Here is a 24,587-nt window from a genome sequence, read left to right on the forward strand (position 1 = left end):
GGCGGCATCGGCCGCCTGACGGCTTGTCCGCGAATTGGGGCTCGCGGATTACAGTCAGGATGCGAATATGAGACTGGTCCCCAGACCGGGCGCCATGACGGGCGTCTTTTTGTGTTTCTGCCTGGCGGCAGGAACCGCTCTTTCAGATGATACGCTGTCTCACCGGGATGATCTTTCGGCCAAGGACAGGATCAAGGCCGCGAAGGTTCTGCAGCCGCCGGCCGATTTCGAAGCCGCTGAAGCCTTTGAAATCATGCAGGGCGGGGCCGGTACGTCCCGAAAGCGGATCAACCGGGATGCCTATTCCCACTCCAATGCCAATCTGACCTTCGAAGAACAGGCCACCTTCAAGGTGGGCAACGGGCTGTTCAAGAAGCTCTGGGCGTCTTCTCCCTCGTCGACACAGGCATCGGATGGCCTGGGACCGCTCTATAACGCGCGCTCCTGCCAGGGGTGTCACTTGAAGGATGGCCGGGGCCGACCGCCGCGGGCGGGTGAAGACGCCGTTTCCATGTTCCTTCGCCTGTCCATCCCGCCTCAGTCCGAGGCGCAGCGCCAGGCACTTGCCGACAAGGATATCCTGCTGGTGCCGGAGCCGACCTACGGCGGTCAGTTCCAGACCTTTGCGGTGCCGGGCCTGCACGGAGAAGGACGCTTCGATATTGACGTGGAGGAGATCGAGGTTCCGCTGGCCGGTGGGGAAAAGGCTGTGTTGCAGAAGCCCGTCTACAAGATCCGGGATCTTGGATATGGCGACATGCACCCCGACACCATGATTTCGGCTCGCGCGGCCCCGCCCATGATCGGCCTCGGTCTGGTGCAGGCCATTCATGCCGGCGACATTGAAGCGCTTGCGGACCCCGACGACATCGACAGTGATGGAATTTCCGGCAAGGTCAGCCGGGTTCGTGACCCCGCGACGGGTGCGTTAACGCTTGGCCGTTTCGGCTGGAAGGCTTCCAAATCCTCGATCCGTGCCCAGTCCGCGGCAGCGTTTGCCGGTGATATCGGCATTTCGACGCCCGAGATGCCGGACAATTACGGCGACTGCACCAAGGCGCAGACAGCTTGCCGCGCCTTGCCTCATGGCGAACAGGCAAACCTCGGTGTCTCGGAAGCTCCGGACCCGGTCATGGATCTCGTCACTTTCTATTCGGAAAACCTGGCGGTGCCGATGCGCCGCGACGTGGATGATCCCGAGGTGCTGAAAGGCAAGCAGGTTTTCTACCAGTCAGGCTGTCCGGCCTGCCACCAACCGAAATTCGTGACCAGTCGAAAGGCGGAAAATCCGGCGCACAGGTTCCAGTTGATCTGGCCTTATTCGGATTTCCTGTTACATGACATGGGCGAAGGCCTCGCCGACAATCGCCCGGTGGGTGACGCCAGTGGACAGGAGTGGCGTACGCCGCCGCTATGGGGCATCGGCCTGACCGAGACTGTCAACAATCACACCCGGTTCCTGCACGACGGCCGCGCACGTAATCTGCTGGAAGCGGTCCTGTGGCACGACGGCGAAGCCCGACAGGCGCGCGACGCTGTGGTTGCGCTTCCGCCCGCCGACCGACAATCGCTTATACGTTTTCTGGAGTCCCTTTGATGCGCTGTTTGCTATTTGCCGCTCTCGTTTCCGGAGCCGTTATCGCCCAGCCCGCGTTCGCCACGGACTACGAGCCGAAACTCGACAATCTGATCGAGGCCTATATCCAACCGGCAACCGGTGCGTTTGCCGAAACCTCTGCAAATCTGCCGGACGCTGTTCGAGCGGTCTGCGCAAATGCGGACGAAGCATCGGTCGAGGGGTTCAGGACGGCCTTTTCAGACACTGTGCGGGATTTCTCCCATGTGCATTTCTTGCGGTTTGGCCCGTTGATCGACAACGATCGCCTCAGTCGGCTGGCTTTCCTGCCCGACCCGCGTGGCATCACGCAACGCCAGATCCGCAAGCTTCTCGCTTCTGAAGACAAGGACGCGGTGTCTGCGGCGACGCTCAAGGACAAGAGCGTCGCGGTTCAGGGACTGACGGCACTGGAATTGCTCGCTTTCGACAAGGACAGTGCGGTTCGGCTGGGGCAGGCAGACGACGGCAAGGACTTCAGCTGCGGTTATGCTCTGGCGATTTCGGAAAACCTTGCGGCCATGGCCAGCGAAATCGCTACCGGCTGGCAGGATCCCGACGGATACAGCGAGGTGCTCTTGACAGCCGAAGGTGGCAACGAGCGGTTCCATACGTCGAAGGAAGCGCTGGAAAGCGTGTTCAACGCGCTGGTCACGGGGCTGATCATCGCGCGGGATCAGGATGTGCTTCCGGCATTGGGAACCGACAAGGACAAGGCCAGGGCGACGCGCTTTCCGTTCTCGCGCTCCGGCAACAGCGTGGTCTATCTCAACGGCGAGCTGCTCGGCATTCAGAAGGCCATTGCTTCCCTGGACCTGAAAGACCTGACGCCGGACGATTTCACCTGGATTTACGACACGCTCGACTTCGAGTTTGGCAATGCTGTCACTCTTCTGGGGACCCTAGATCCGCCCTTGCGCCAGTCCTTTGAAGAAGGCGATGCCTACGACAAGATGGTTGTCCTGGCGATCACGCTGAAATCGCTTCGCGACACGATTGCCCTTGAACTTGCAGGTGCCCTGGAACTTGCTGGAGGTTTCAATGCGCTCGATGGTGACTAAGCCCCTTTCCCGGCGTGGTTTTCTGGCAGCACTCGGCGGCCTTGCCGCCTTGCCGGCATTTTCCGGCTCGACGCTGGCGGCAAGCCTTCTGAACCGGGAAGCATCCGACGGCGTGCCGCTGTTCGTGAGCGCCTACAAGCTTGAAAACGGCGATTATGGGGTTGGTGTTGTCGACGATCTTGGACAGGTTCTGGCCAGGATCGGTCTGCCGGGACGGGGCCACGGCGTCGCGGTTTCTCCTGACAAGTCCAGGTTTGTGGCCTTTGCCCGCCGGCCCGGCACATTCGCGGTCGTGGTTCGGCCATATCAGGATGTGGAGCCGGAGGTTCTCACGGCGGAACCTGGTCGCCATTACTATGGACATGGCTGTTTTTCCGCTGATGGCAGACTGCTCTATGCGGTCGAAAACGACTATGCCGCTGCCCGTGGCGTGATTGGCGTTTACGACATGAGTGGCCGTCAGGTTCAGCGGATCGGCGAGATCGAGACCCATGGCATCGGTCCGCACGACCTCCTGCTCGCGCCGGACGGGCGCACGCTTGTCGTTGCCAATGGCGGCATCATGACCCATCCGGACAAGGGGCGTGAAAAGCTCAATCTCGACACCATGGCGCCGACCGTGGTGTTCCTGGATCGCGAAACCGGTGATCTTCATGCCAGCCACGCACTGGACGCTTCCCTGCACCAGCTGTCGCTCCGGCATATGGCGCTGGACGGACAAGGGCGGGCTTGGGTCGGCGGTCAGTTCGAAGGGCCGGAAACAGACCTGCCGCCTCTGGTTGGCGTGTTTTCGCGGGACGAAGCACCCATCCTGACGGAAATTCCGACAGGTATCGCGTCAGGCCTTCAGAACTACATCGGCTCGGTGACCGCGAACGCAAGCGGTGAGGTCATTGCAACGTCCGCTCCAAGGGGTGGGCAGACGTTGTTCTGGAAGGCCGATAACGGCGCATTCCTGGGTGCCGAGGCCATTGCCGACGGATGCGGCGTTGCGCCGATCGATCAGGGCAGCTTTCTGATATCTGACGGCAACGGGGCATTGTCTCTTGTTGAGGATCCTGCCCAGCCGGCGGAAATTCTGGCTCGCCCACCGGGCATTTCCTGGGACAATCACATGTTTGCCCTGTCCTGAGACAGAGCAGCAGACGGCCGAATCCTGCACCACTCAGGCTGTTTTCAGCCTGAATGGTGCCAACCTGGGGCAAATTCGGCAGACTTCCTGCTTTTGTCAAAATCGACTGGCACAGTGATCGTGATCGTATGCCGGTCCCAGGGGCGGTATGCGGTGTTGTAGACCGATGTGCCGGTATTTGATCGTTCTGTCTCCTTTCCTGCGCAAGCGTTTGCTTCTGCTTGGGGACGTTCCGGCCCGATTGGTCTACATTGGGGACCGATTCGCGACGGGGAGACACTAAATGCGTCGGCTTTTGATCGGACTGGGCAGTCTGCTGTTCATGCTGGTAACCATCATTCTGGTGGTGCCGCTGTTCCTGCCCAAGGACGAAATCAAGCGTCAGGTAGTTGAGCAGGTGGACAAGCGCTTTGGCTGGCGCGTGCGCCTGGACGGACCTGTGTCCTTGTCGCTGTTTCCCGGATTTTCGCTGGTTGCGGAAGATATCGGCCTTGCCGGCGAGGCCGGTGCCGACGGGATCGAGTTTGCCAAGGCCGAGCGTGTCGAATTTGGGCTCGCCTGGGGTGGTCTGGTTTCCGGCAATATCCAGGTGACCGGAATTGCCCTGGACAAGCCGGACATCTATCTGGAAATCGGCCCGAACGGCACCACGAGCTGGGAGCCCCGCCGCGACATCAGCGACATTGGCGACTTGATCGAGGCTGAAACCGGCGACGCTGAAACCGATGCGGTGGCGGAAGCCACGCCAGCGCCTGCGCCTGCGTCTGAAGCAGGACCGGCAGACACAGCCGCAGCTCCCGAGGGCTATCTCAAGAGCATTGGTGTCGACAGCCTGCAGATCACCGGCGGCACGGTGACCTACAAGGCGCCGGATGCTGCCGAGCCGGTTCGTATCTCCAACCTTGATCTCAGCCTGCAGGCGCCCAGCCTGTCGGGTGAGGTGGATCTGACATCCAGCTTCACGTTCCGCGAAATGCCGGTCGCCGTCGCAGGATCCCTGACCAACCCGCTCGCTCTCATGGGCGGGGAGCAGGTTCCGGTAGATCTGAAAATTTCCAGCGGTGAAAACAGCATCTCGGTCACCGGTCAATCCGGCCTGGATCCGATGCGCGCTGAGCTGGCTCTCACAGCCGCCGGGCCATCCCTGAAGGCTCTCGCAGCGTTGGCCGGGCAGGACCTTGCCGCCGATCCGGGTGCTTTTGCCGTGTCGGCCAAGGTTGCAGGCACCGAGGCCATGCTGTCGCTGGCTGATCTCGACATCACGCTTGGCCAACTGTCTCTTGGCGGTGCGGCGGACGCGGATCTGTCTGGGAGCGTTCCTGAAGTCTCCGGCCGGCTGGTGCTGAAAGACGGTTCGATTGCCGATCTCCTGCAGCTGGCGGGCAGGGATTTGCCTGCAAGCGGCAAACTCAGCCTCGACCTTGCCTTTGCAACCGTGGGGCAGACAGGGGAGGAACTGCTTGCCGGTCTTGATATCACGGGGTCCGTACGTATCGCCGAGGGCGAGATTGGCGGACTTGGGCTTGCTTCGGCGGTCGGCGGCGATCCGGAAGCGGACCGGCTGACGAACCTTGCCATGGATATCGATCTGCAGGGACTGGAAAACCCGATATCGCTCAGCGGTGCCTTGTCCTGGCGCGGCGAAGCGTTCAGCCTGACCGGCGAAGGCGACACCGCTCGCCTGCTGGCGGGGGGAGCTGCGCCGGTTTCCGTGAGCGTGAAAGGCAATCGCGTGAGCGCCGGCTTCAATGGTCGGGCTTCGCGCGACGGTGCGCTTGATGGTGCGGTCAGCGTCGATACTGCCGACCTGCGCGGGCTCATGGCGTGGCTCGGTAAACCGCTTGGCAGCGGTGGCGGTCTGAAGCGTTTCAAGGCTTCGGGCATCTTCGGCGTTGCAGGCGAGACGATTTCATTCGAGGAAACACGGTTTACGCTGGACGATACGTCGGGTGAAGCCAACGGACGGATCGTCCTTGGTGGCAAGCCAAGCGTTACCGCGCGGCTGGATCTGCGGGAGCTTGTGCTCGACCCCTATCTCGGCGGCACATCGTCTTCGGGCGCAGGCAGCGGCGGTGGCGGCGGTTCTGGCCAGGCGTCCGGAAAATCCTCGGCTGGCGGCGGCAAACGCGGTGGGGCAGGTGGTTGGAGTACAGAGCCGATAGATTTCTCCGGTCTCAACGCGATCGACGCGGACTTCAAGCTGACCACCAGCGAAATCCGCTGGGACAAGATCAAGATCGACCAGAGCGCCCTGTCGACCACCATCAAGAACGGTGTGCTGACTGCGAACCTGGAAAAGCTGGCACTTTACGGCGGCTCCGGCACCGGTACGGTTACGCTCAACGGGGCGTCCGCAACACCTCAAGTTGCCGCGAAATTTGCTCTCGCCAACCTCAATGCCTATCCGTTGCTGCGCGATGCAGCCGATTTCAGCTGGATCGAAGGCAAGGCCAACATCAACCTGGATGTTACCTCCAAAGGCGGCAGCGAACAGGCATTGGTGCAGGCCCTGAACGGGACAGCCAACTACACATTCGCCGACGGCGCGATCAAGGGCATCAACGTGCCGCAGATGGTGCGTGGCCTGTCGGTGGAGACGTTGCTCGGATGGCAGGCCAATCCGTCGGCCAAGACCGATTTCAGCTCGCTCGGGTCAACGTTCCAGATCCAGAACGGCATTGCCAAGACCGACGATCTGTCGCTGATCGGGCCGCTGGTTCGCATGACCGGCAAGGGCACGACGGACATGCCGGCGCAGCGACTTTCCTGGCGTGTGGAGCCGAAGATCGTGCCGACGCTGGAAGGCCAGGCCCCGCAGCCTCGGCGGAAGGGCGAAGACAAGAAGTTGGCCGGCCTAGGTGTGCCCATCGTGATCGAAGGTCCGTGGAACGATCCGCGGATCTATCCGGATATCAAGGGTATTCTGGAAAACCCGGAGGCAGCCTACAAGCAACTGCAGCAGACCGGCGGTGAGCTGATCTCCATTCTTCAGGGAAAGAAGGAACCGTCCCAGGAGCTGGTTGACCAGGCCAACAAGGTCATCAACCAGGCGACCGGCGGCAAGACCCAGATCGACGTTCAGAAGGTTCTGGACGGCGAGGTCGATGACGAGGAAGTTCTGAAAGCGGTAGAAGAAGGCTTCGGCCTGCCTTCCGGCCTTTTGGGCAACGTTTTCGGGAACAAGAAGAAAAACAAGAACTGACGGCACATTGGCGCAAAGGTGCTGCATTTGGGGGCCGCACCTTTGCTTTTGCCGTGGGACTGACCGGGCGGGTTTCGTTCGGGTGTGCGAGTGGTCTGGCAGCGGACCTGTTGTCCGGTCAGAACTGGCGCGCCCGATGGGCCAGTTCGACACCGGGGCTGACTCGCATCAGCCGCATTTCTCCAAAGCTGCGGATCTCGCGTTTGCCAAGGTCTTCCAGGTGAAACTCGTCCACCAGGAATTCCTTCATGGCATCCGGTGCAACGACGCACATGGGATTGGCGAATTCCTGCAGTCGTGCGGCAAGGTTCACTGCCGAGCCGAAGATGTCATAAACGTACTTCTGGATTCCGACGACGGAACCGACTGCCGATCCTGTACCCAGTCCGACACGCGCCCGCCACTTGTGTTGATGGCTCTGGTTCCGACGCTCCAGGTAACGAATGAAGCGCACGGCGCAGTTGGCAACAGCGCGCATGTGATCCGGCGAGGGCTCGGGCATGCCTGAAACGGCAAGATAGGCATCGCCGATAGTCTTGATGCGCTCACAGCCGAATTGCTCGGCGATACGGTCGAATGCGGTGAAGATGTCGTTCAGTTCTCCAAGCGTCACCGTCGGGTCGTGCTCTGCGGAGAATTTCGTGAAGTCCACGAAGTCGAGCATGACCACGGAAACGCTCTCGTAAAGCTGCGGCGTGACGACACCGAAGGTCTTGAACTCCTCGTAGACCGAACGCGGCATCAGGTTGAGCAGCAGACGCTCGACACGTTCCTTCTCGCGTTCCAGTTCGCGCGTATTCCGCTCTACCATGGAGGAGTAACTGTCGATCATCGACTCCAGTTCGCGGATCCGCGTGATGTTCTGGCACTCAACGACGAGGAACTCCTGCTCTTCAGCTGGCGAAACGGTCAGGGCGATGACCAGGGTCCGGCGCTTGAGCTTGACGGAGACTTCTCCGGAAAAGCGTCCCTGGTCTTTGATTGCTTCACGAAGCTGTTCGATGTCGATATCCGGCAGCAGATCGGCAAGCGTGGTGACGGCTTCCGGCTTGCCGAACCAATCGGAAAACGGAGCGTTCTGGAACAGGAACTGGAGGTCCTTGCTGTTGACGACGGCAATGCCGACCCCGATCGCGCGCAAGAGCTGCTGGTTGATGGCGGTGATGCTCATGTCGCACCGGTCGAAAGAATGGCGGAACGTCGCGCTTCGATTGCCGACATCACGGACTTGATGTCTGCAGGGTCGAACCTGTGTTCCACCAGCGTCTCGCGCAGGAGACGTGCAACTTCGTCAAAGTCCTCGTTTTTCAGGTCAAGGGTGGCATGGGTTCGTCTCAGCCGCTCTTCCGAATAGCTGACCGGCCCGCCCAACAGGTAGGAGATAAACTTGGTCTGATGATCGATCAGGCGGGTCATATCGACGTCGTCGAAAAAGTCACCGATCTCGTCGGAATCGAGAACCTTGTCGTAAAAGGTCATTACGATGCGGCTCACCGACCCGAAGCCGCCGTACTTTTCAAACAATGTCGCAGGCATGCCGCAGAACTCGATTTTCAGAATGAGATCAAGAATAAGAGAGTAGTCGACTATTCTGGCAATGCAAAGATTTTGTGTCGACTATTCCTTTGCGTCATTCTCCTGCTTCCTCTGGGAAGCATGATGTATTTCTGTCGCCTGCTGCCTGTCAGATCGTAAATTCGTGCCTTGGATGTTTGCGAAAACCCGCTGCAGACAGTATCCGGTCGGTCGCCCGACCGGATGTGCCGAGGTTCTCCGGGGGCTCCTGTTCCTTGTGAGCTGCCTATTTGGACAGGTCCTGAGCAAGCATGAGCGCGTTGCCATCGGGATCGTAGAAGGTTGCGGTGCTGACCATGCCTTCGATGGTCTCCGTCGCTCCGTCGAATTTGACACCGGCCCCTTCCAGCGCACTGCGGGCACCTGCGATATCGGCCACGCCGAAGACGGGAACCGTGTTTCCGGGCGTGGGTTCGGATTGTTCGCCCAGTCCCAGGGTCACGCCTTCGGTTCGGGTTGCCAGCTCGCTCCAGCCAGCGTCGTCCATATGATAGAGCAACTCGAATCCGAGTTTTTGCGCGTACCAGTCGGCACTTGCATGCCTGTCGCGAACGGAGAGGGCGAGAGTGATCGTATTATCCAGAGAAACGAGAGGCATGAGACTTTCCTATGTATCAAAAGTATAGTAGCTATAAAATATGAATATGCAGCTTCTTGTCAACCTCACATCCAAAGCCTGGTCGCTGAAAATTCTGGCTCAGTTGCATGCAGGTGTTTCCGGTCGGCAAGCCCCGCTGATCACGGCGACAGGGGCAAGCCGCAGTTCTTTTGCAGCAAGCCTTGAACATCTGTTCCAGCTTGGGCTGCTCGAGCGGAACCCCGGCCATGGCCATCCCCTGCGGCCCGAGTTTCGGCTGACGGACAAAGGCAAGGTTGTTGCTGCCATGGCGAGCCGGATCGAGGAGATCGTTCCGAACGAGGATGCCTTTTCGGTACTGCGACGCAGCTGGACGGTGCCTATCCTGGCAGTAACCGGGGCGCCAAGCCGGTTTTCGGCGATCAAGTCAGACCTCGGACCGGTGACGGACCGGGCCCTGTCGAAGTCCCTCGGTGTTCTGGAAGAGCAGAAGTGGCTGAGGCGGGACATCGACCTGTCACAGCGCACACCTTTCCCGATCTATCACGCCGTGAATGCGGGTTTGAAAATCAATCAGGCGATCGCTGCGGGCGCCCGTTGACCCGGATGTGAACCAAAGTTCTACCCTATGGTTGTATTTTCTGGCCTCAAAATGAAAGTTTTCCGGCCGCAGTCCACCGCACAAGGCTTTGTCCAAAAACAATAATTTCGAAATCAATGAATCTGGGCGTGTAATGACGCATCATGACTCTTCTGGTTCATTGCAGTTTCCGGGTGTAGCGCTACGCTTGAGTGGTCGAGGCGAATCTTGCGAGGCAAGCATGTCCCGGTCAGACGAAGAGAAATGCGGTCGCCTGATGCGCACCGCTTGCAGGAATGTCATCGGATTCTGGCAGCTTTTGCAGGAACCGGATGTTCACAGGCTCGATCATGTCAAACGCCTGCAGTATCGGGCCTACATGATCGGTTCCGCCCTCCATCTGGCAGACCTTGTGGTCAGGCACGAACACGCCCTGATCCATCTCCGCCGGGCGGTCGGGGAGCCCGAACTGGGCGAAGAAGCAAAACAGTTCCGTACCATGGTTCACGCGTTCGACGGTGATCATCAGGACGCACTGGATGCCAGGGCCCTGATTTTCAGTCAGGCCGTTCAGAGCGCGTTTGCGGATTAGAGACGGGTACGGTTGAGGTCAAAGGCCGAGTGCGGCGACCATCCTGTCGACCGCATCCTCCACCGTGCCGGTGTTTTCAATGCGGATCAGATTGGCGACGTTTTCCGGTTCAAGGTCGGCACGGCGCAGCCGTTCCTCTATTTCCTGTCTGCTTTCGCGGCCACGTGCGGCGAGGCGTTCGGCAAGGACTTCGACTGGCGCGGTGATCAGCAGAACGCTGGCGTTTCGGTACTTGTCCTCTGCGTGCTTCAACACCTTGCGCGAGCCATTGGCAATCACGGTTGCGCCCGCTTCGATAGCCCGGTCGTAGCTTTGCGGGATGACGTAGCCGAGCCCGTGGGCCTCCCAGCACAGGGCAACCTTTCCGGCAGCTCTCAGCTGATCGAATTCGGCGCGCGAAAGCGTGTCGTGATCCTCGGCCTCGACATCGGCCTGCCGGGTGATCGCTCTCCGGGCGAAGCTGACGTCCGTCCGGCCCGCCAGACGGGCCTTGAGCGCGGCCATCAATGTGTCCTTGCCGGCTCCGCTCGGGCCGACCACGAGCACCATGCGGCCGGGGCCGAGTTTTTCTGTCATGTCTGACGCAGCCTCAGGCAACCCGTTTGCCCTCGCGCCAGACACCGCGCACGATCGGGATGTCACCAACCATTTTCACCTGGATGAGATCGGCCCTGAGGCCGGGTTCCAGGGTGCCGCGGTCTTGCAGGCCAATGGCCTTCGCGGGCGTCGCCGTGACCATGGCGACTGCCTGTGGCAGGGCAATCGCCTCGACCTCCGCAGCGAGCTGGAACGCAGCCTGCAGCAGCGAAATCGGCACATAGTCCGAGGAGAGCACATCCAGAACGCCCGCTTCGGCAAGCGCCTTCGCCGAGATATTGCCGGAATGGGATCCGCCGCGCACGACGTTCGGCGCCCCCATCAGAACAGCCATACCGGCTTCGTGCGAAGCCTTGGCGGCTTCCAGCGTGGTTGGAAACTCGGCGATTTTCGTCTGCAGTGAAATCGCCTCTTCCACATGGGCGGTGGTGGCGTCGTCGTGGCTGGCGATGGCGATGCCGCGTGATTGGGCGATGGCCGAGAGATACTTGCGGTTTTCAGGAGCAAGACTGCTGGCGCGCGCCTGGCGCTTGCGGATGAAGTCGTCCATCTGGGCGTCGGTGAAGCCCTTCTTGCCCTGATAATAGATCTTGTAGGCATCCATCGACACGAACTGGCGCTGACCGGGGGTGTGGTCCATCAGCGAGATCAGGCGGATGCTGTCGTCGTCCTCGAACACCTTGAAGGCGCTGAGCACGTCGGGTGCAGATACCTCGCAGCGCAGGTGGATGAAATGGTCGGCACGCAGACGGTTTTCCCGCTGGCCGGTTTCAATGGCATCTGCAAGCGCGCGCATATCCGAATAACCAAGGTCCGCGTCTTCATCCATGCCGACGCGCAGCGCGTCGAACACGGTGGTGATGCCGGAACACGCGATCTGGGCGTCGTGAGCCTGCACGGCGGAAACCGGGCTCCAGCGCACCTTGGGACGTGGCGCATAGTGGGTTTCCAGGTGGTCGGTGTGCAGTTCGACCAGGCCTGGCAGCAGGTAGTCGCCTTCGCAATCATGCCCGTCGACCTCGGTCGGTGACCCGATGCCGGAAATCAGACCGGCATCATCGACCGTCAGGGAACCGTCGAACACTTCGCCTGCGAGAACCAGACTGGCATTCTTGAAGACTTTGGGATGCTTGCTCATGCAGATTCCTCTTGGGAAAGACGCTCGGCCTGGCTGAGCGCGTCGGCGGGAGCGACGCTGCCGGTCAGCTGAAAGACGGTATGGACCTGGAAAGGCGCGCCGCGTTCGGCTTCGGTGTAGAGCGCAACGTGGCGGCACAGCCGCTTCTTGCCGATGACATCCGCAAAGTGGTCCTGGGCGGCATTTGCCATCCGCTCCATATCGGTGTCGTCTTCCAGTTTGTTGGAAAGGGTCAGGTGGAAGCGGAATTCATCGAAGATATAGGGATAGCCCCACCTGACGAGATAGGTGTCATGCCTTTCCGACAGTCCGCTCTTGCGGCGGCGCTCAAGATCCGCCTCGGACAGTGGTGCGCGGAACGGCTCGAAGCGACGCACGCACAGGCCGGCGAAGGCGCGCAGAGCCGGCTCTTCTGCCTCAGGGGTCAGTGCCAGAAAACGGCCAAGCCTGTTCACGCCGAGCGCTTCTATCTCGTAAGGGGCGATTTCTGCCGCAAAGGCTGCGCAGGCGTCCAGCAGGTCTGCCTCGGTCTGATCGGCTGCGAGGGAAAACGGGGCTTTCAAAGTCCCGTGAAATCCATAGCGCCGGGGGTCGGTCGTCAACTCCTGGAAGCGTGCCGATGTCATGCCGGGCAACTCCGGTTGCGGAAGGGCCGTGCCGGAAAAGGGATCGCGCCCGAGCCAGGAATTTCCGAGCTGCATCAGGCGGTCGTCGGCATCGGCGGCGAAATAGAGGGCGTAGCGCATGAAGAAAATCGCGATTTTGAAATGTGGTTTGGCCGGATGTGGCAGGGCCACATCCTTCAACTTTCTGAGGGAGTGACCTAAAGGCGGGCGGTGACTTTTCTGTGACAGTTTCCGCCCGTCTTCAAGCCTTTCCTCATCTCGTGGTTCAGGCGGCTGCCTCCGCGCTGAAACCGGTCACGTCGATGATGCGGTCGGCGATCTGCTCCCGGACGTCCTGGTCGTGAAGAATGCCCACCATGGCAACGCCCTGGGTTTTCTTTTCTTCCACCAGACGGACGACCACGGCCCGGTTGGCAGCGTCGAGAGAGGCGGTTGGCTCGTCCAGCAGCAGGATCGGATAATGGGCAATGAACCCCCTGGCGATGTTCACGCGCTGCTGCTCGCCTCCGGAGAACGTGGCGGGCGGCAGGGTCCAGAGGCGCTCGGGCACATTCAGCCGCGACAGCAGGGAGCGGGCCTTGTCGACGCCCTCTGCCTCGCTGGTGCCCTGGGCGATAAGCGGCTCGGCGACGACGTCTTCGGCCGAAACACGCGGGATGGTGCGCAGGAACTGGCTGACATAGCCGATCGTGTCTTCACGCAGTCGCAGGACCTTGCGCGGCTCGGCCCCGGCAATGTTGACGATTTCATCGCCGACGGTCACCAGGATCTGACCCTCGTCACAGCGGTAGTTGCCGTAGATCATCTTGAGGATCGAACTCTTGCCGGCACCGGAGGGGCCGCCAAGGACGACACATTCGCCGGAATTCACTGAGAATTCGACCTTCTCGACCACGGGAATGACGGTTCCGCCCTGCAGGTGCATGGTGAAGGACTTGCCGACGTTGTTGAGATAGAGGCGTACGGGCATTTCGGTCCTCATACCTGGAGAATGGAAGAAACAAGCAGCTGGGTATAGGGCTCGCGCGGATCGTCGAGCACCTGGTCCGTCAGGCCGCTTTCGATGACGTTGCCGTGGCGCATCACCATGATCCGGTGCGACAGCAGCCGGGCGACCGCAAGGTCGTGGGTGACGATGACCACGGAAAGTCCGAGATCGGCCACCAGGCGGCGCAAGAGGTCGAGAAGACGTGCCTGCACGGAAACGTCCAGACCGCCTGTCGGCTCGTCCATGAAGACCAGCCTTGGTCTCGTGACGAGGTTGCGGGCGATCTGCAGGCGCTGGCGCATGCCGCCGGAGAACGAGCGCGGATCGTCATCGATCCGGTCGCTGTCGATTTCCACCCGTCCCAGCCAGTCGTCGGCGGTGGAGCGGATGTTGCCGTAGTGGCGCTCGCCAACTGCCATCAGCCTTTCGCCGACGTTGGCACCTGCGGAAACGTTCATGCGCAGGCCGTCCGCAGCATTCTGGTGCACGAATCCCCAGTCGGTGCGCATCAGCAGGCGGCGCTCGGCCTCGGTCAGCTGATAGAGGTTGCGCATGGTGCCGTCGCGCATGCGGTATTCGATGGCTCCCGCCGTCGGCGCGAGACGTGTCGACAGGCAGTTGAGCAACGTGGTCTTGCCGGAGCCGCTTTCGCCGACGATGGCAAGCACCTCACCGGGCCAGAGATCGAAGGAGACATCGGCGCAGCCGATGCGGTCGCCATAATAGCGGGTGACGTTATGAACCTGCAGCAGCGGGTCCGCGGAGGGAAAGGTGTTCATCGGGCGGTCTCCTCTGCCTGGGTGGCGCCGAACTGGTGTGCCGCCGGATCGGCCGCCATCGGGCCGAGATGGCCGTCCGAGCGCCGTTCCTCGCAATAGTCGCTGTCGGAGCAGACGAACATGCGCCCGCCCTTGTCATCCAGGATCACCTCGTCGAGATAGACATTCTCCGCGCCGCACAGGCCGCAGGGTTTGTCGAACTTCTGCACCTCGAAAGGATAGTCCTCGAAGTCGAGGCTCTTCACCTTGGTGTAGGGCGGAATGGCGTAGATGCGTTTCTCACGTCCGGCACCGTAAAGCTGAAGCGCCGCCATCTGGTCGATCTTCGGGTTGTCGAACTTCGGCGTCGGCGACGGATCCATCACGTAGCGGTCGTTGACCTTCACCGGATAGGCGTAGGTGGTGGCGATATGGCCGTTCTTGGCGATGTCCTCGTAAAGCTTCACATGCATGAGGCCGTAATCCTCGAGCGCATGCATCTTCCGAGTCTCGGTTTCGCGTGGCTCCAGGAAACGCAGGGGCTCGGGAATCGGCACCTGGAAGACAATGATCTGGTCTTCGCGCAGGGCCTTTTCCGGAATCCGGTGGCGGGTCTGGATGACGCTTGCCTCCGACGTCTCGTAGGTGGTGCGCACGCCGGCGGTCTTTTCAAAGAAACCGCGCAGGGAAACCGCATTGGTGGTGTCGTCGGAGCCCTGGTCGATCATCTTCAGGCAATCGTCCTTGCCCAGAATTGCCGCCGTGACCTGCACCCCGCCGGTGCCCCAGCCATAAGGCATCGGCATTTCACGCGAGGCGAAAGGCACCTGGTAACCCGGTATCGCGATGCCCTTCAGGATTGCCCGGCGGATCATGCGCTTGGTCTGCTCGTCCAGATAGGCGAAGTTGTATTCGCCCTGTTCGAAAATCTGAGCTGTGTCGTTCATTGCGCAGCACTCCGTTCCCTGAGTATCCGGCGATAGTGGTCGAGGCGCATGTCCAGCGTTCCGGTGTGCAGCTCGAACAGGTGATTGTCGTTGTCGTAGAAGTAGATGGACCTGCCTTCACCTTCGACGCGGGCGCGCGGTGGTTTGACTTCCAGGCCAAGGCGCTCGACGGCTGCCAGCTTCGTGTCGAAGTCTTCCTCTTCGATCTTGAAAGCCACGTGATTGTAGGTGCGTTCGTTCAGGGCATCGCCCTGCATGATCGCGATCCAGACGTCGCCGACCAGAAAGAACTTTTCCTGGGAGAGGGAAAAGGTAGCCTCTTCACTGGAGTAGACTTCCCGAGCTTCGAGCACCGTCGTCAGCAGGTTCGTCATCCTGTCGAGATCACTGACGATGAACGTCATATGACTGAGTCCGCTGCTCATTCCGCCGCCTCCTGGGCGGTGTTGCCCTCTTCTTCTTCCTGGCGTCGTTTCTCGAACCATTCGCCGCGCATCCGGCGCACCAGATCGAGTTCGGCCTGGAAATCGACGTAATGCGGCAGCTTCAGGTGTTCGACGAAACCGGTCGCCTGGATGTTGTCTGAATGGGACAGGACGAATTCGACATCCTGAGCCGGGGCGGACTGTTCCTCGCCCAGTTCCTGCCACCGCATGGAACGGTCGACCATGGCCATGGACATGGCCTTTCTCTCCACTTGCCCGAACACGAGGCCGTACCCCCGGGTGAAGGTCGGGGCGGTCTTTGCCGAACCCTTGAACTGGTTGACCATCTGGCACTCGGTTACCTTGATGGCGCCGAGCGTCACGGCAAAGCCGAGTTCCTCGGCGAAGAATTCCACCTCGACCTCGCCGTAGCGGATTTCGCCGGCGAAAGGGTGTGTGCGGCCATAGCCGCGCTGGGTGGAATAGGCCAATGCCAGCAGGAAGCCTTCGTCGCCACGGGCAAGGTTCTGCAGGCGCAAGTCCCGGTCGGCCGGGAAGGACAGGGGCTCGCGGGTCAGGTCGCCGACGGGCGCGTCCTCGTCGGTTACCGGGTCCGGCTCCATCAGGCCTTCGTCGCCAAGCAGGTCGGTGACGCGCGGCATGCTGCCTTCTTCAGCGGTAGCTGTTTCGACAGGCTTTTCGAGACCGTCCTCTTCGGCGGCCAACGCGAAATCCAGAAGGCGGTGGCTGTAGTCGAAGGTCGGGCCCAGCACCTGGCCGCCCGGCAGGTCCTTGTAAGTGGCTGAAACGCGCCGTTCCACCAGCATCTTCGCGGTGTCAATCGGCTGGCTGTAGCCGAACCGTGGCAGGGTCGTGCGGTAGGCACGCATCAGAAACGCGGCTTCGATCAGGTCTCCGCGCGCCTGCTTGATGGCAAGTGCGGCCAGCATCTCGTCGTAGAGCGAGCCTTCGCCCATGACACGGGCGACAGCATGGGACAGCTGCTGGGCGATCTGCTCCAGCGTCAGCGAGGGAATGGAGGTGTCGCCCCGGCGGCGCTTGGCCATGAGCTTGTGGGCGTTGCGGATGGCCTTTTCACCACCCTTTACGGCTACATACATGGATCAGACCTCCGCTTTGAGGATGCGGGTGGAACGGGGCAGGGCAGACAGTGCTTCCTGTCCGGCAAAAACCAGATCGATACCCCGTGGAAACTGGCGGTTGTTGGCAATCACCTGGTCCCAGAACACTGGTGGAACCGGACCGGTGCCAAAGGAAACGGTGTCCTTGATGCCCGGACCGCTAAAGGAGACGGCTGAATGGGACCCGAAGTCCTGACCGGTCAGGATCACCGTTGTCGACCGGTCCGGATATTCGGCCGATCCCTGGTTGAAACTTGCCAGGGGGATCATGCTCACCGGTGCGCTGACCAGCGCAAAGGCCGCTTCCACCGGTTCGGTGACGATCGGGCAGCCGGTGTGGAAGCGCAGAAAGGTCTTCACGGCGTCCGACGTCATCAGAGGCTTGTCGAGCCAGATCGGCGTGTCGTAGTCGAACAGGGTCAGGGCAATGGCGGCGGCCACCTGCGTCAGCGGTGCGGGCGGCTTCAGATTGCCGGCGGAAATCGCCTGCCGCGTACCCGGCCGGGCCATGGCATTCATGATCGCGCGAAAGCAGCCCTGCGCATCGTGAACCGGGTCCTGAAATCCTGCGGCCAGCGGGGCAGCGGCGGTCTGTTGTGCTGCGTTCATCAGTTGTCTCCCCGCACCATGGTGAAGAAGTTGACCTTGGTGGCCTCGGTTTCCTCGCGAACGGTTTCCTGCGTTCCTGCCTGGGCTTCGGCCAGCGGCGCGATGATGTCCGTCTCGATGCGCTCCTGCATTGCAGGGCGTTGCCACAGGGCGTCGATCACGGCGGACTGCAGCGCTTTCTGCTTATTGCGGCCAAGGCTGTAGGCATTGCCGGTTTCACCGGTTTCCAGGCGAACCACGCAGCGGGTGACGGTGACCTCGCCCAGGTTGAACGGACTGCCGGTGCCGCCCATGCGGCCGCGCACCATCACCAGTCCGGTTTCGGGCTGGCGCACCAGCTCGTAGCTTTGCGGCGGAAGTGCGCTGAATTTTTCCGCGACGGCCTCGGCGGAGGCTGCGGCCAGTGTCGCGATGACCTTCTGGCGGGCGCCGACTGCCGCGCCGGCTTCGGTGTCCGGGGAGGATGTGGAGGGTATGTCTGTCATGAAGCGCGCCTTTTGGGTTGGGCGGTTCTTCGGAAAGCGTTTGAAAACGCCCTTGTCCTAGACTTGATTTGTCTATTTGTCTAGACAAATAATCCGGTTGACTCTTTGGTACCGAAATTTGATGACGGGCTCATGACGACGAACAGCACTCTCGACCGCAGCGCCGGAATTGCGGTGTGGCGCCAGATCATGGAAACGCTGAAGGCGGAAATCGTGAGCGGAGCCTTTGAAAAAGGCAGCCGCCTGCCTCCGGAATCCGAGCTTGCAAGCCGGTTCGGCGTCAACCGCCACACGGTCCGCCGGGCGATCGCCGCGCTGACGTCGGATGGTATTCTGCGGGCCGACCAGGGCCGTGGCACCTTTGTTGCCTCAGCCCCACTCAGCTATCCCATCGGGCCACGCACGCGCTTTTCGGAAATCGTTTCCGGCCAACTTCGGGCACCGTCCGGACGGTTGATCGGCTCGGCTGTCGAGGAAGCCGACGCCCTTCTGGCGCATCAGCTTGGCGTGCCGCTCGGAACGCTGCTCATTCGCGTGGAAACCCTGCGCGTTGCCGATGGTGTGCCGATGATCGCGGCCACAAGCTGGTTCGAACAGTCCCGCGTGCCCAATTTCGTCGCTGATTATGCCGACACCGGATCAATCACGGCGGCTTTGCAACGCGCCGGAATTTCCGATTACCGCCGCAAGGAAACGCGCATCACGGCCGAGCTGGTCGAAAACCGCGATGCCCAGCAGCTTGGTCTGGCACTGGGCCAGCCGGTGATGGTGATGGAAAGCGTCAACCTGGACATGACCGGCAAGCCCCTGCAATACACCCGCGCCCGCGTGGCGGCCGACCGCATGCAGCTGGTGGTCAGCGGCGAGGTTTAGACGCTCGCTTTGATGCGAGGTTGGTTCGCCTTATTCGCCCGGTGAGCCATGTCCGCAGGATCAGCCAATCCGCCGCCAGGCGCCGGGTGACATGCCCGCCATCTTCTTGAATGCGCGGGAAAACGCCGCTTCCGACCGGTAGCCCACGCTCCAGGCGATTTCCGCAATTGAAGACCTGCTGTCCCGCAATTGGCGCGCCGCGAGCTGCAGGCGCCACGACGTCACATATTGCATCGGTCCCTGACCCATTTTTCCGGCAAACCGTTCGGTCAGCACCGTACGGGAGGTGTTGATCTGCCGGGCAAGGCGTTCAAGCGTCCAGTCCGTTGCCGGGTCGGCGTGTATGGCGGTGATCGCGGCACCGGCGACTGGGTCGGTGAGGGCGCCGAGCCAACCTTCGCTCGCCGGGGCCTGCGACAGCACATGGCGACGAAGCGTTTCGATGAAGATCAGTTCGCACAGGTGCAGGCGTACGCTGCGGCTGCCGGGCTGGTCTGACTGTATTTCTGTCCGGGTTATGTCGATCAGCCTTTGCAGGCTGTCATCAGTCCTTTCGGATGGCGAGACAAGAAGCCGGCGTTCGAGCCTTGCAAGCAGCGGGTTGAAGGGTCTTGCGTCGCAGGCGAGGAACCCGCACAGGAACAAGGCCCGCGGGTCTCCGCCACCGCCTTCCGGAACGATGCTCGGCAAGCGTCCGGCGGCAAGGTTTTCGAAAAAGTCGACGACCTCGTCCGCACTGAACTCGGGAGGCGTTCCAGCTGCGCTTTCCATCCGGTACCCATCGCCCTGCGGGAAGACGAGAACGTCACCCCGGTTGAACCGGATGGGCGCCTCGCCCGGTATGGAGGCCAGGCCTGAGCCTTCCAGGACGACATGATAGGACAGCACGTGCTGCCCGGGATCTGCGAGGATCGCGCGGTAGGTATTCGTGTGGGGAATATCGACGCACCAGGGGTCGCTGGCATCCACAAGGAACATCAGCGCACCGGTCAGGCGCACGAGGTTCAGAACGTCGGCGAGTGGATCCTGTGCCGGTCCAGACCCGGCAGGGGTTGCCGTTCCCCGCGCGGATGCGGGGGCAGAACTTGCGGACGGTGGAGCATGGAGCCGGGACATGTCCGAGTTTAGCATTTCCAGCCGCAGGTAAGAAATCAACGGAAGGACACTTCGCCATGGCTGCATTCGTGTTTTTCGACGTCAGGGAAATCCACGATCCGGAACGGCTTGGTGCCTATCGCGCCAAGGTCTTTGAAACCGTGGAACACTTTGGCGGGCGCTACCGTGTTCTCGGCGACATGGATAGCGTTCTGGAAGGTGACTGGACGCCCAATATCCCGGTGCTGATCGAGTTTCCCGACAGCCAGACTGCCCGAGCCTGGTATGAGTCCGATCTTTATGCCCCGCTGAAGAAAGACAGGATTGCCGCAGCCCGGTGTGACGGCGTTCTGTTGGGCGGGTTCGAGCATGGTCCGGGCACTTGAGGAAACAAGCGCCCGTGACGGGTGCGTGGCCGACGCTTGATCAGGATTCCGGCAAATTGGCCGGGTCGAAGTCGCACATCTCGGCAGCCTTGGCGAGGCTCTCGCTGAAGCCGGCCGGCGAGAAGCGGCCGTAGAGCCATGTTTCGCCCAGGCTTTCGCGCTCGACTGAAATGTCGATCGTTGTCTGCGCATCTGCCACCGCGGCGGCCATGTCCTTCACGAAGCCGGACGTCATCGAGATCTGGTAAGGGTCCTGCATGCCGACGGGAAACATTTCTCCTCCCAGCCAGGAATCTTCTCCGTCGATGGTGATTTCAACCAGGTCGGTTTCGGCCCAGGGGTCTTCTTCGTTTTCGGTGTAGGGCGCATATTCGTATGTGAAATCCGCATTATAGCCTTTGACGTCGAAGCTGAACTGCAACGAGCCGGAGGTGTCGCGCGCCGGGGCGTTGTTATAGACAAGGCAGGTGCTGCCGATCCTGGCGGCTTCCCAATCGCCGCTGCTGAACGGCGCGGCAGCCGCACCTGTTGCCGGCAGCAAGGCCAGTACCGAGACAAAAGCTCTGAAATTCATTCCAAAATACCTCAAATGCATATTGATATGCGGACACCGGCCCCTCGCGCGGCGGTAAGCTCTGCGCACGCTCGAACCTTTGCCGTTTCCGGCAACGCGGCGCATGCGCATTGCTGACTAGACGCGAATTTGCTTAAGGACAGGTTCAGTAAACTGCATGTCCGGCTTCTGAGCACGCGGGAGGCGGTAATCGGCTTGCTGTCTCTTGCGGGCGTGGGGAAAGGCTCCTCCGGTATTGCCTGCCTGTCGTTTCGAGGCGATGTGTCGGAACGCCTGTTGACCCGCAAATCCAGGCGGCCCAAGCTTGCGGTTGCAAACATTTCTCCCGGGCGAGGTACCTTTGTGACAGCCCCACACCGCCTTGCGTGCGACACGATCGTATTTGCGTCCACCCAGAGAACGGGCAGCACGGCGCTGGCAACGACGCTGAGTGCGTCGAAGGTGACCCGGCAAAGCTACGAGTGGTTCGGGCAGGGGCATTTCGACAAGAAGATCCGGCACTTCCTGCCGGAGTTTCACGATTTGCCCGCAACGGCAGAAGAGCTGAAGCGCTATGTGCGGGCGATCCGGGATTTTGACGCCGGTTCAGGTCTGCCGGTCTCGCTGATGCTGCACAATTATCAGTTCGACCTGTTGCGGGAGCTCGGCGTGAGGAGGCTGGAGGAGCTCTTCGGCGACTGCCTCTACGTCTACAATCTCCGGGGCGACATCTACTATCAGGCCGTATCGCTTCACATTGCCATCCAGACCCAGCAATGGGTTTCCGCGCAGGAGCGCATCGCCGAGCCCAGCTACGATTTTGAAAGCATCGACAGGCTTGTGAACTGGATTTCGCAGGACTGCGAAAGCTGGCTGGCCTATTTCAGACAGAACGGCATCGTGCCGTTCCATGCCGCCTATGAGCGCTTCGCCCAGGATCCCCGCGCGGCAACACAGCTCCTGCTGGACTGGCTGGGCATGCCCGGCCAGGCTGTCGAAACGACTACACTGCAACGCCAGGCGAGCGGCCTGAACACGGATTTCTATCATCGATATCTTGCCGAATGCGGCACCCGCAGAGCTTTGCAGGATCCTTGAGCGAACTTGCGTTGGCGTGGTTCCGGCGGTCGATTTGCCCCTCGCACCGCCTCGTAGGCGGGTTGGCTGGCAATGCTTCAGTCAACAGCCACTTGCTTGAAGTGCGGTGCCCCTCAGGCGCTTGCACTGTGTTTCGGGCGGATGCTCCAGGAGATCCCAAGCACACTCAGGAGCAGGAAGACCGGGAGGATCGCCAGCGGGCTTGCCGCCGCGACGAGGGCCGTCCCGGCCGCGCAGGCAATGGATGCGGCGGCCTCCGCAAGCGTGGAGGCCTTGGAAGCGACCTGACGGCGCCGGAAGGTTGTGCGCTTGGCCTGTGCCCGGAACCAGAGTTGAACAAGCACTGCGCTTGCTGCCGCGGTCATGGCGCCGGCGGCGGTGATGGCAGCGCCCCAGAGCGATATGAGCGCCAGACCCAGGGAGATCGGCAGCACGATTGCTGCGATAATCGTCAGCACCGACAGCACTTTCGCCCACAGGCGTGTGAATGCAGAGATGGGGGCTGTCGCAATCAGGTCGGGTGCGTCCTCACCGGAGATGGTCAGCCAGGCGAGGCCGCCGGCAAGCTGTCCAACCGCCATGACGACAACCGGCGCGACGATCACGGAAATCTCGGTTTTCTCGCCAAAGCTGACCCAGAGCATGACCGCAGGCGGAATGAGATAGAGAACCTGCATCAGCGTCTGGGATATCAGCCAGGGATCCCGGGCGATGAGCTTGAGTTCCTTCAAGACGAGCGCGCCGAGCGGCGAATAACTGCGAAAGGTCCGCTCGGAAGCGCGGCTGCGCGGGGTCTTTTCCGTAACGCCAAGTGCGAGCACGATAATGCTGCGGAACTGGACCGCGCCGCGCCAGGCCCCGACCGCAAAAAACGCGACGGAAACCGCCAGGAACAGGAACACGGCATTGGTCTGTCCGGCCACCGTGTGGGCGAGGAACCACCACGGCGAGCCCTCACCCGGCGCATGGCTTGCCAGGAAGGCAGGATCGAACAGCGTGAACCGCGACATCGACCCGAAGGACAGGATCGCCACCACCTGCATCCCGATGAGGAAGGCCGCGCCAACGACCGCTGCGAGAATTTGCGCGTAAAAGCGCGTGCGCTGCGCGCCAACCGTTCGGAACAGCGCGAGCGTGATCAAAACGCCTGCCCCGGTCGCGTTCAGCGATACCGCCAGAAGAACCACATATCCCGCCAGCCAGTGCTCCCCGCCAAGCACCACCGCAACGTTGAGGAACGGTGAGATGACCAGCGCCGACATGGCCCAGCTCGTCAAGGCCATCATGACGATGCGCACGAGAAACAGGTCACGCGAGGGGGCGGGGGAAGACAGGATCAGGTCCAGGTCATCCCTTGCGTAGAACGCACGGGTTACCGACTCCATCGCCTGTGACAGCATCATGGTGAAGCTGAGCAGCACCGTGACCGAAAGCGCTGCCTGTGCTGTCTGGTCAAGAACAAACCCTGTGGCAAAGCGGGGCGAAAGCACCGCGTAGGCGATCAGGTGCATGACCGCGTAGAAGAGGATCATGCCGATCAGGGCGCGCCGCAGGCTCGTGCTGCGCCAGCCTGAAAACATCCAGGCCCAGTCGCGCCATGCCAGCCGCAATTCATGGCGGGAAAAACGTATCAGGGCGGAAGGGGCCGCCAACGCTCTCATGCCACCTTCTCATCAAGGAGTTCGGCCGTGTTCGCATGTGCGCCGGCATCGCCGCCCACGATTTCCAGGAAAATATCCTCCAGGGAATGGCCGCCGGCGCTTGCCCGTTGGCGCAGCTCTTCCAGCGTTCCTTCGGCAACAAGCTGTCCACGGGCGATAATGCCGATTCGGTCGGCCATGCGCTCCGCCACCTCCAGGATATGGGTCGTCATGATGATCGACACGCCCTGCGCGACAAGCCCGGTCAGCACCTTCTTCACCTGGCGGGCAGAGCCTGCATCAAGGCCGGTGAGCGGTTCGTCGAGAATGATCAGGCGCGGTTCGTGGATCAGGGCACCGGCAAGCGCCACCTTCTGGCGCATGCCTTTCGAGAACCCGCCGCAGCGCTCATTGGCATGGGGGGCAAGCCCGAAGGCGTCCAGAAGGCTGTCGGCCTTGAACCTTGCAAGGTCCGGCTGCATGCTCCAGAGGCCTGCCACGAACTCGAGATATTCAAGCGGCGTCAGCTTGTCGTAGACCATGGGTTCGTCCGGAACCCAGGCCAGAACCTGCTTGGCGGCAATCGGATCCGCAAACGCATCGATGCCGCAGACCCTGACCGCCCCCGCATCGGCCTGAAGCAGGCCGGCGACCATGCGCAGCGTGGTGGTTTTGCCCGCACCGTTGGGGCCCAGCAAGGCGTAGAATTCGCCTTCCCGCACCTTCAACGAGAGATCGTTGACTGCGGGTTCGCTGAAACGCTTGTGAAGATTGAGAATTTCGAGAGCGGCGTTACTGGAAGACGGCATCACTTTCTCGTCTCTGGAAGGTTTTCTCCAGTTTACCGATGGGACCTTTCGTTAATGTAAAATCCGGCCAATTGTCCTGGGCTG

General features: G+C 61.3%; 26 protein-coding genes. 9 read left to right on the forward strand and 17 right to left on the reverse strand.

The genetic code is table 11. The features are described from left to right. Positions 1 to 67: 67 nt before the first annotated feature. From Q666_RS39960 to Q666_RS39975, 4 genes are all read left to right on the forward strand, one after another. Positions 68 to 1,597, forward strand: a complete 1,530-nt coding sequence (locus Q666_RS39960; protein ID WP_081713194.1) for a di-heme oxidoredictase family protein — start codon at positions 68 to 70, stop codon at positions 1,595 to 1,597. Continuing rightward, positions 1,597 to 2,676: an imelysin family protein gene (locus Q666_RS39965; RefSeq protein ID WP_023002636.1), complete on the forward strand. Its 1,080-nt coding sequence runs from the start codon at positions 1,597 to 1,599 to the stop codon at positions 2,674 to 2,676. The genes Q666_RS39960 and Q666_RS39965 overlap by 1 nt, the downstream gene beginning before the upstream one ends. Then, the gene (locus tag Q666_RS39970) at positions 2,666 to 3,808 is read left to right on the forward strand and encodes a DUF1513 domain-containing protein (protein WP_023002637.1); all 1,143 of its coding nucleotides are present in this window, start codon (positions 2,666 to 2,668) and stop codon (positions 3,806 to 3,808) included. Before Q666_RS39965 ends, Q666_RS39970 begins: the two co-directional genes overlap by 11 nt. A gap of 283 nt (positions 3,809 to 4,091) precedes the next feature. Next, positions 4,092 to 7,010: an AsmA family protein gene (locus tag Q666_RS39975; protein ID WP_023002638.1), complete on the forward strand. Its 2,919-nt coding sequence runs from the start codon at positions 4,092 to 4,094 to the stop codon at positions 7,008 to 7,010. 118 nt (positions 7,011 to 7,128) lie between these two features. On the opposite strand, the gene Q666_RS39980 is transcribed toward Q666_RS39975, so the two are convergent. From Q666_RS39980 to Q666_RS39990, 3 genes are all read right to left on the reverse strand, one after another. Further along, the gene (locus Q666_RS39980) at positions 7,129 to 8,181 is read right to left on the reverse strand and encodes an adenylate/guanylate cyclase domain-containing protein (RefSeq protein WP_023002639.1); all 1,053 of its coding nucleotides are present in this window, start codon (positions 8,179 to 8,181) and stop codon (positions 7,129 to 7,131) included. Further along, positions 8,178 to 8,546 (reverse strand): group 1 truncated hemoglobin, encoded by a 369-nt coding sequence (locus Q666_RS39985; protein WP_023002640.1) that lies wholly within the window; start codon positions 8,544 to 8,546, stop codon positions 8,178 to 8,180. The genes Q666_RS39980 and Q666_RS39985 overlap by 4 nt, the downstream gene beginning before the upstream one ends. A gap of 265 nt (positions 8,547 to 8,811) precedes the next feature. Next, positions 8,812 to 9,183 carry a VOC family protein gene (locus tag Q666_RS39990; protein ID WP_023002641.1) on the reverse strand — a complete coding sequence of 124 codons (372 nt, stop codon included), beginning with the start codon at positions 9,181 to 9,183 and terminating at the stop codon, positions 8,812 to 8,814. Between the two features lie 46 nt (positions 9,184 to 9,229). Between Q666_RS39990 and Q666_RS39995 the strand changes: the two genes are divergently transcribed. Continuing rightward, positions 9,230 to 9,763 (forward strand): winged helix-turn-helix transcriptional regulator, encoded by a 534-nt coding sequence (locus Q666_RS39995; protein ID WP_208993980.1) that lies wholly within the window; start codon positions 9,230 to 9,232, stop codon positions 9,761 to 9,763. 220 nt (positions 9,764 to 9,983) lie between these two features. Then, the gene (locus tag Q666_RS40000; protein ID WP_023002643.1) at positions 9,984 to 10,334 is read left to right on the forward strand and encodes a hypothetical protein; all 351 of its coding nucleotides are present in this window, start codon (positions 9,984 to 9,986) and stop codon (positions 10,332 to 10,334) included. An 18-nt stretch (positions 10,335 to 10,352) separates the two neighbouring features. On the opposite strand, the gene phnN is transcribed toward Q666_RS40000, so the two are convergent. The 10 genes from phnN to phnG form a co-directional block, all read right to left on the reverse strand. Next, a complete protein-coding gene (phnN, locus tag Q666_RS40005) occupies positions 10,353 to 10,910 on the reverse strand; it encodes a phosphonate metabolism protein/1,5-bisphosphokinase (PRPP-forming) PhnN (protein ID WP_023002644.1) in 558 nt (185 codons plus the stop codon). Between the two features lie 13 nt (positions 10,911 to 10,923). Next, on the reverse strand, positions 10,924 to 12,069 hold the full coding sequence (locus Q666_RS40010) for an alpha-D-ribose 1-methylphosphonate 5-triphosphate diphosphatase (protein WP_023002645.1): 1,146 nt from the start codon (positions 12,067 to 12,069) through the stop codon (positions 10,924 to 10,926). Further along, positions 12,066 to 12,815: a DUF1045 domain-containing protein gene (locus Q666_RS40015; RefSeq protein ID WP_031270085.1), complete on the reverse strand. Its 750-nt coding sequence runs from the start codon at positions 12,813 to 12,815 to the stop codon at positions 12,066 to 12,068. The genes Q666_RS40010 and Q666_RS40015 overlap by 4 nt, the downstream gene beginning before the upstream one ends. A 145-nt stretch (positions 12,816 to 12,960) precedes the next feature. Next, positions 12,961 to 13,665 (reverse strand): phosphonate C-P lyase system protein PhnL, encoded by a 705-nt coding sequence (phnL, locus tag Q666_RS40020; protein ID WP_035907933.1) that lies wholly within the window; start codon positions 13,663 to 13,665, stop codon positions 12,961 to 12,963. Between the two features lie 8 nt (positions 13,666 to 13,673). Further along, positions 13,674 to 14,462 carry a phosphonate C-P lyase system protein PhnK gene (gene phnK, locus Q666_RS40025; protein ID WP_023002648.1) on the reverse strand — a complete coding sequence of 263 codons (789 nt, stop codon included), beginning with the start codon at positions 14,460 to 14,462 and terminating at the stop codon, positions 13,674 to 13,676. Continuing rightward, complete coding sequence (locus Q666_RS40030; protein ID WP_023002649.1) at positions 14,459 to 15,388, reverse strand: alpha-D-ribose 1-methylphosphonate 5-phosphate C-P-lyase PhnJ; 930 nt, start codon at positions 15,386 to 15,388, stop codon at positions 14,459 to 14,461. The genes phnK and Q666_RS40030 overlap by 4 nt, the downstream gene beginning before the upstream one ends. Then, positions 15,385 to 15,813, reverse strand: a complete 429-nt coding sequence (gene fosX / locus Q666_RS40035) for a FosX/FosE/FosI family fosfomycin resistance hydrolase (RefSeq protein WP_031270086.1) — start codon at positions 15,811 to 15,813, stop codon at positions 15,385 to 15,387. Before fosX ends, Q666_RS40030 begins: the two co-directional genes overlap by 4 nt. Beyond that, positions 15,810 to 16,934 carry a carbon-phosphorus lyase complex subunit PhnI gene (locus tag Q666_RS40040; RefSeq protein ID WP_023002651.1) on the reverse strand — a complete coding sequence of 375 codons (1,125 nt, stop codon included), beginning with the start codon at positions 16,932 to 16,934 and terminating at the stop codon, positions 15,810 to 15,812. The genes fosX and Q666_RS40040 overlap by 4 nt, the downstream gene beginning before the upstream one ends. Before the next feature lie 3 nt (positions 16,935 to 16,937). Then, on the reverse strand, positions 16,938 to 17,564 hold the full coding sequence (phnH, locus tag Q666_RS40045) for a phosphonate C-P lyase system protein PhnH (RefSeq protein ID WP_023002652.1): 627 nt from the start codon (positions 17,562 to 17,564) through the stop codon (positions 16,938 to 16,940). Beyond that, positions 17,564 to 18,049, reverse strand: coding sequence for a phosphonate C-P lyase system protein PhnG (phnG, locus tag Q666_RS40050; RefSeq protein WP_023002653.1), 486 nt, complete (start codon positions 18,047 to 18,049; stop codon positions 17,564 to 17,566). The genes phnH and phnG overlap by 1 nt, the downstream gene beginning before the upstream one ends. A 132-nt stretch (positions 18,050 to 18,181) precedes the next feature. Here phnG and phnF point away from each other — a divergent pair, with 132 nt between their 5' ends. Further along, the gene (phnF, locus tag Q666_RS40055) at positions 18,182 to 18,922 is read left to right on the forward strand and encodes a phosphonate metabolism transcriptional regulator PhnF (RefSeq protein WP_023002654.1); all 741 of its coding nucleotides are present in this window, start codon (positions 18,182 to 18,184) and stop codon (positions 18,920 to 18,922) included. 60 nt (positions 18,923 to 18,982) lie between these two features. Here phnF and Q666_RS0132895 read toward each other — a convergent pair whose 3' ends face one another. Further along, positions 18,983 to 20,038, reverse strand: coding sequence for an AraC family transcriptional regulator (locus Q666_RS0132895; RefSeq protein WP_161633275.1), 1,056 nt, complete (start codon positions 20,036 to 20,038; stop codon positions 18,983 to 18,985). Between the two features lie 56 nt (positions 20,039 to 20,094). Between Q666_RS0132895 and Q666_RS40060 the strand changes: the two genes are divergently transcribed. After that, positions 20,095 to 20,403, forward strand: coding sequence for a DUF1330 domain-containing protein (locus Q666_RS40060; protein WP_023002656.1), 309 nt, complete (start codon positions 20,095 to 20,097; stop codon positions 20,401 to 20,403). Positions 20,404 to 20,443: 40 nt separating this feature from the next. Here Q666_RS40060 and Q666_RS40065 read toward each other — a convergent pair whose 3' ends face one another. Beyond that, a complete protein-coding gene (locus Q666_RS40065) occupies positions 20,444 to 20,977 on the reverse strand; it encodes a hypothetical protein (protein WP_023002657.1) in 534 nt (177 codons plus the stop codon). Positions 20,978 to 21,319: 342 nt separating this feature from the next. Here Q666_RS40065 and Q666_RS40070 point away from each other — a divergent pair, with 342 nt between their 5' ends. Beyond that, the gene (locus Q666_RS40070; RefSeq protein WP_161633276.1) at positions 21,320 to 22,054 is read left to right on the forward strand and encodes a Stf0 family sulfotransferase; all 735 of its coding nucleotides are present in this window, start codon (positions 21,320 to 21,322) and stop codon (positions 22,052 to 22,054) included. A 113-nt stretch (positions 22,055 to 22,167) separates the two neighbouring features. Here Q666_RS40070 and Q666_RS40075 read toward each other — a convergent pair whose 3' ends face one another. Together Q666_RS40075 and Q666_RS40080 are read right to left on the reverse strand one after the other, a co-directional pair. Further along, complete coding sequence (locus tag Q666_RS40075) at positions 22,168 to 23,715, reverse strand: hypothetical protein (protein ID WP_023002659.1); 1,548 nt, start codon at positions 23,713 to 23,715, stop codon at positions 22,168 to 22,170. Next, the gene (locus Q666_RS40080) at positions 23,712 to 24,503 is read right to left on the reverse strand and encodes an ABC transporter ATP-binding protein (protein WP_023002660.1); all 792 of its coding nucleotides are present in this window, start codon (positions 24,501 to 24,503) and stop codon (positions 23,712 to 23,714) included. The genes Q666_RS40075 and Q666_RS40080 overlap by 4 nt, the downstream gene beginning before the upstream one ends. Positions 24,504 to 24,587: the final 84 nt, after the last annotated feature.

The organism is Labrenzia sp. C1B70 (assembly GCF_000475395.1).
GTDB lineage: Bacteria > Pseudomonadota > Alphaproteobacteria > Rhizobiales > Stappiaceae > Roseibium > Roseibium algicola.

Excerpts from the sequence above, each read along its gene's own strand:
- Q666_RS39960 (WP_081713194.1), top strand. The coding sequence starts at position 68 with ATGAGACTGGTCCCCAGACCGGGCGCCATGACGGGCGTCTTTTTGTGT.
- Q666_RS39965 (WP_023002636.1), top strand. The coding sequence starts at position 1,597 with ATGCGCTGTTTGCTATTTGCCGCTCTCGTTTCCGGAGCCGTTATCGCC.
- Q666_RS39970 (WP_023002637.1), top strand. The coding sequence starts at position 2,666 with ATGGTGACTAAGCCCCTTTCCCGGCGTGGTTTTCTGGCAGCACTCGGC.
- Q666_RS39975 (WP_023002638.1), top strand. The coding sequence starts at position 4,092 with ATGCGTCGGCTTTTGATCGGACTGGGCAGTCTGCTGTTCATGCTGGTA.
- Q666_RS39980 (WP_023002639.1), bottom strand. The coding sequence starts at position 8,181 with ATGAGCATCACCGCCATCAACCAGCAGCTCTTGCGCGCGATCGGGGTC.
- Q666_RS39985 (WP_023002640.1), bottom strand. The coding sequence starts at position 8,546 with ATGCCTGCGACATTGTTTGAAAAGTACGGCGGCTTCGGGTCGGTGAGC.
- Q666_RS39990 (WP_023002641.1), bottom strand. The coding sequence starts at position 9,183 with ATGCCTCTCGTTTCTCTGGATAATACGATCACTCTCGCCCTCTCCGTT.
- Q666_RS39995 (WP_208993980.1), top strand. The coding sequence starts at position 9,230 with ATGCAGCTTCTTGTCAACCTCACATCCAAAGCCTGGTCGCTGAAAATT.
- Q666_RS40000 (WP_023002643.1), top strand. The coding sequence starts at position 9,984 with ATGTCCCGGTCAGACGAAGAGAAATGCGGTCGCCTGATGCGCACCGCT.
- phnN (WP_023002644.1), bottom strand. The coding sequence starts at position 10,910 with ATGACAGAAAAACTCGGCCCCGGCCGCATGGTGCTCGTGGTCGGCCCG.
- Q666_RS40010 (WP_023002645.1), bottom strand. The coding sequence starts at position 12,069 with ATGAGCAAGCATCCCAAAGTCTTCAAGAATGCCAGTCTGGTTCTCGCA.
- Q666_RS40015 (WP_031270085.1), bottom strand. The coding sequence starts at position 12,815 with ATGCGCTACGCCCTCTATTTCGCCGCCGATGCCGACGACCGCCTGATG.
- phnL (WP_035907933.1), bottom strand. The coding sequence starts at position 13,665 with ATGCCCGTACGCCTCTATCTCAACAACGTCGGCAAGTCCTTCACCATG.
- phnK (WP_023002648.1), bottom strand. The coding sequence starts at position 14,462 with ATGAACACCTTTCCCTCCGCGGACCCGCTGCTGCAGGTTCATAACGTC.
- Q666_RS40030 (WP_023002649.1), bottom strand. The coding sequence starts at position 15,388 with ATGAACGACACAGCTCAGATTTTCGAACAGGGCGAATACAACTTCGCC.
- fosX (WP_031270086.1), bottom strand. The coding sequence starts at position 15,813 with ATGAGCAGCGGACTCAGTCATATGACGTTCATCGTCAGTGATCTCGAC.
- Q666_RS40040 (WP_023002651.1), bottom strand. The coding sequence starts at position 16,934 with ATGTATGTAGCCGTAAAGGGTGGTGAAAAGGCCATCCGCAACGCCCAC.
- phnH (WP_023002652.1), bottom strand. The coding sequence starts at position 17,564 with ATGAACGCAGCACAACAGACCGCCGCTGCCCCGCTGGCCGCAGGATTT.
- phnG (WP_023002653.1), bottom strand. The coding sequence starts at position 18,049 with ATGACAGACATACCCTCCACATCCTCCCCGGACACCGAAGCCGGCGCG.
- phnF (WP_023002654.1), top strand. The coding sequence starts at position 18,182 with ATGACGACGAACAGCACTCTCGACCGCAGCGCCGGAATTGCGGTGTGG.
- Q666_RS0132895 (WP_161633275.1), bottom strand. The coding sequence starts at position 20,038 with ATGTCCCGGCTCCATGCTCCACCGTCCGCAAGTTCTGCCCCCGCATCC.
- Q666_RS40060 (WP_023002656.1), top strand. The coding sequence starts at position 20,095 with ATGGCTGCATTCGTGTTTTTCGACGTCAGGGAAATCCACGATCCGGAA.
- Q666_RS40065 (WP_023002657.1), bottom strand. The coding sequence starts at position 20,977 with ATGAATTTCAGAGCTTTTGTCTCGGTACTGGCCTTGCTGCCGGCAACA.
- Q666_RS40075 (WP_023002659.1), bottom strand. The coding sequence starts at position 23,715 with ATGAGAGCGTTGGCGGCCCCTTCCGCCCTGATACGTTTTTCCCGCCAT.
- Q666_RS40080 (WP_023002660.1), bottom strand. The coding sequence starts at position 24,503 with ATGCCGTCTTCCAGTAACGCCGCTCTCGAAATTCTCAATCTTCACAAG.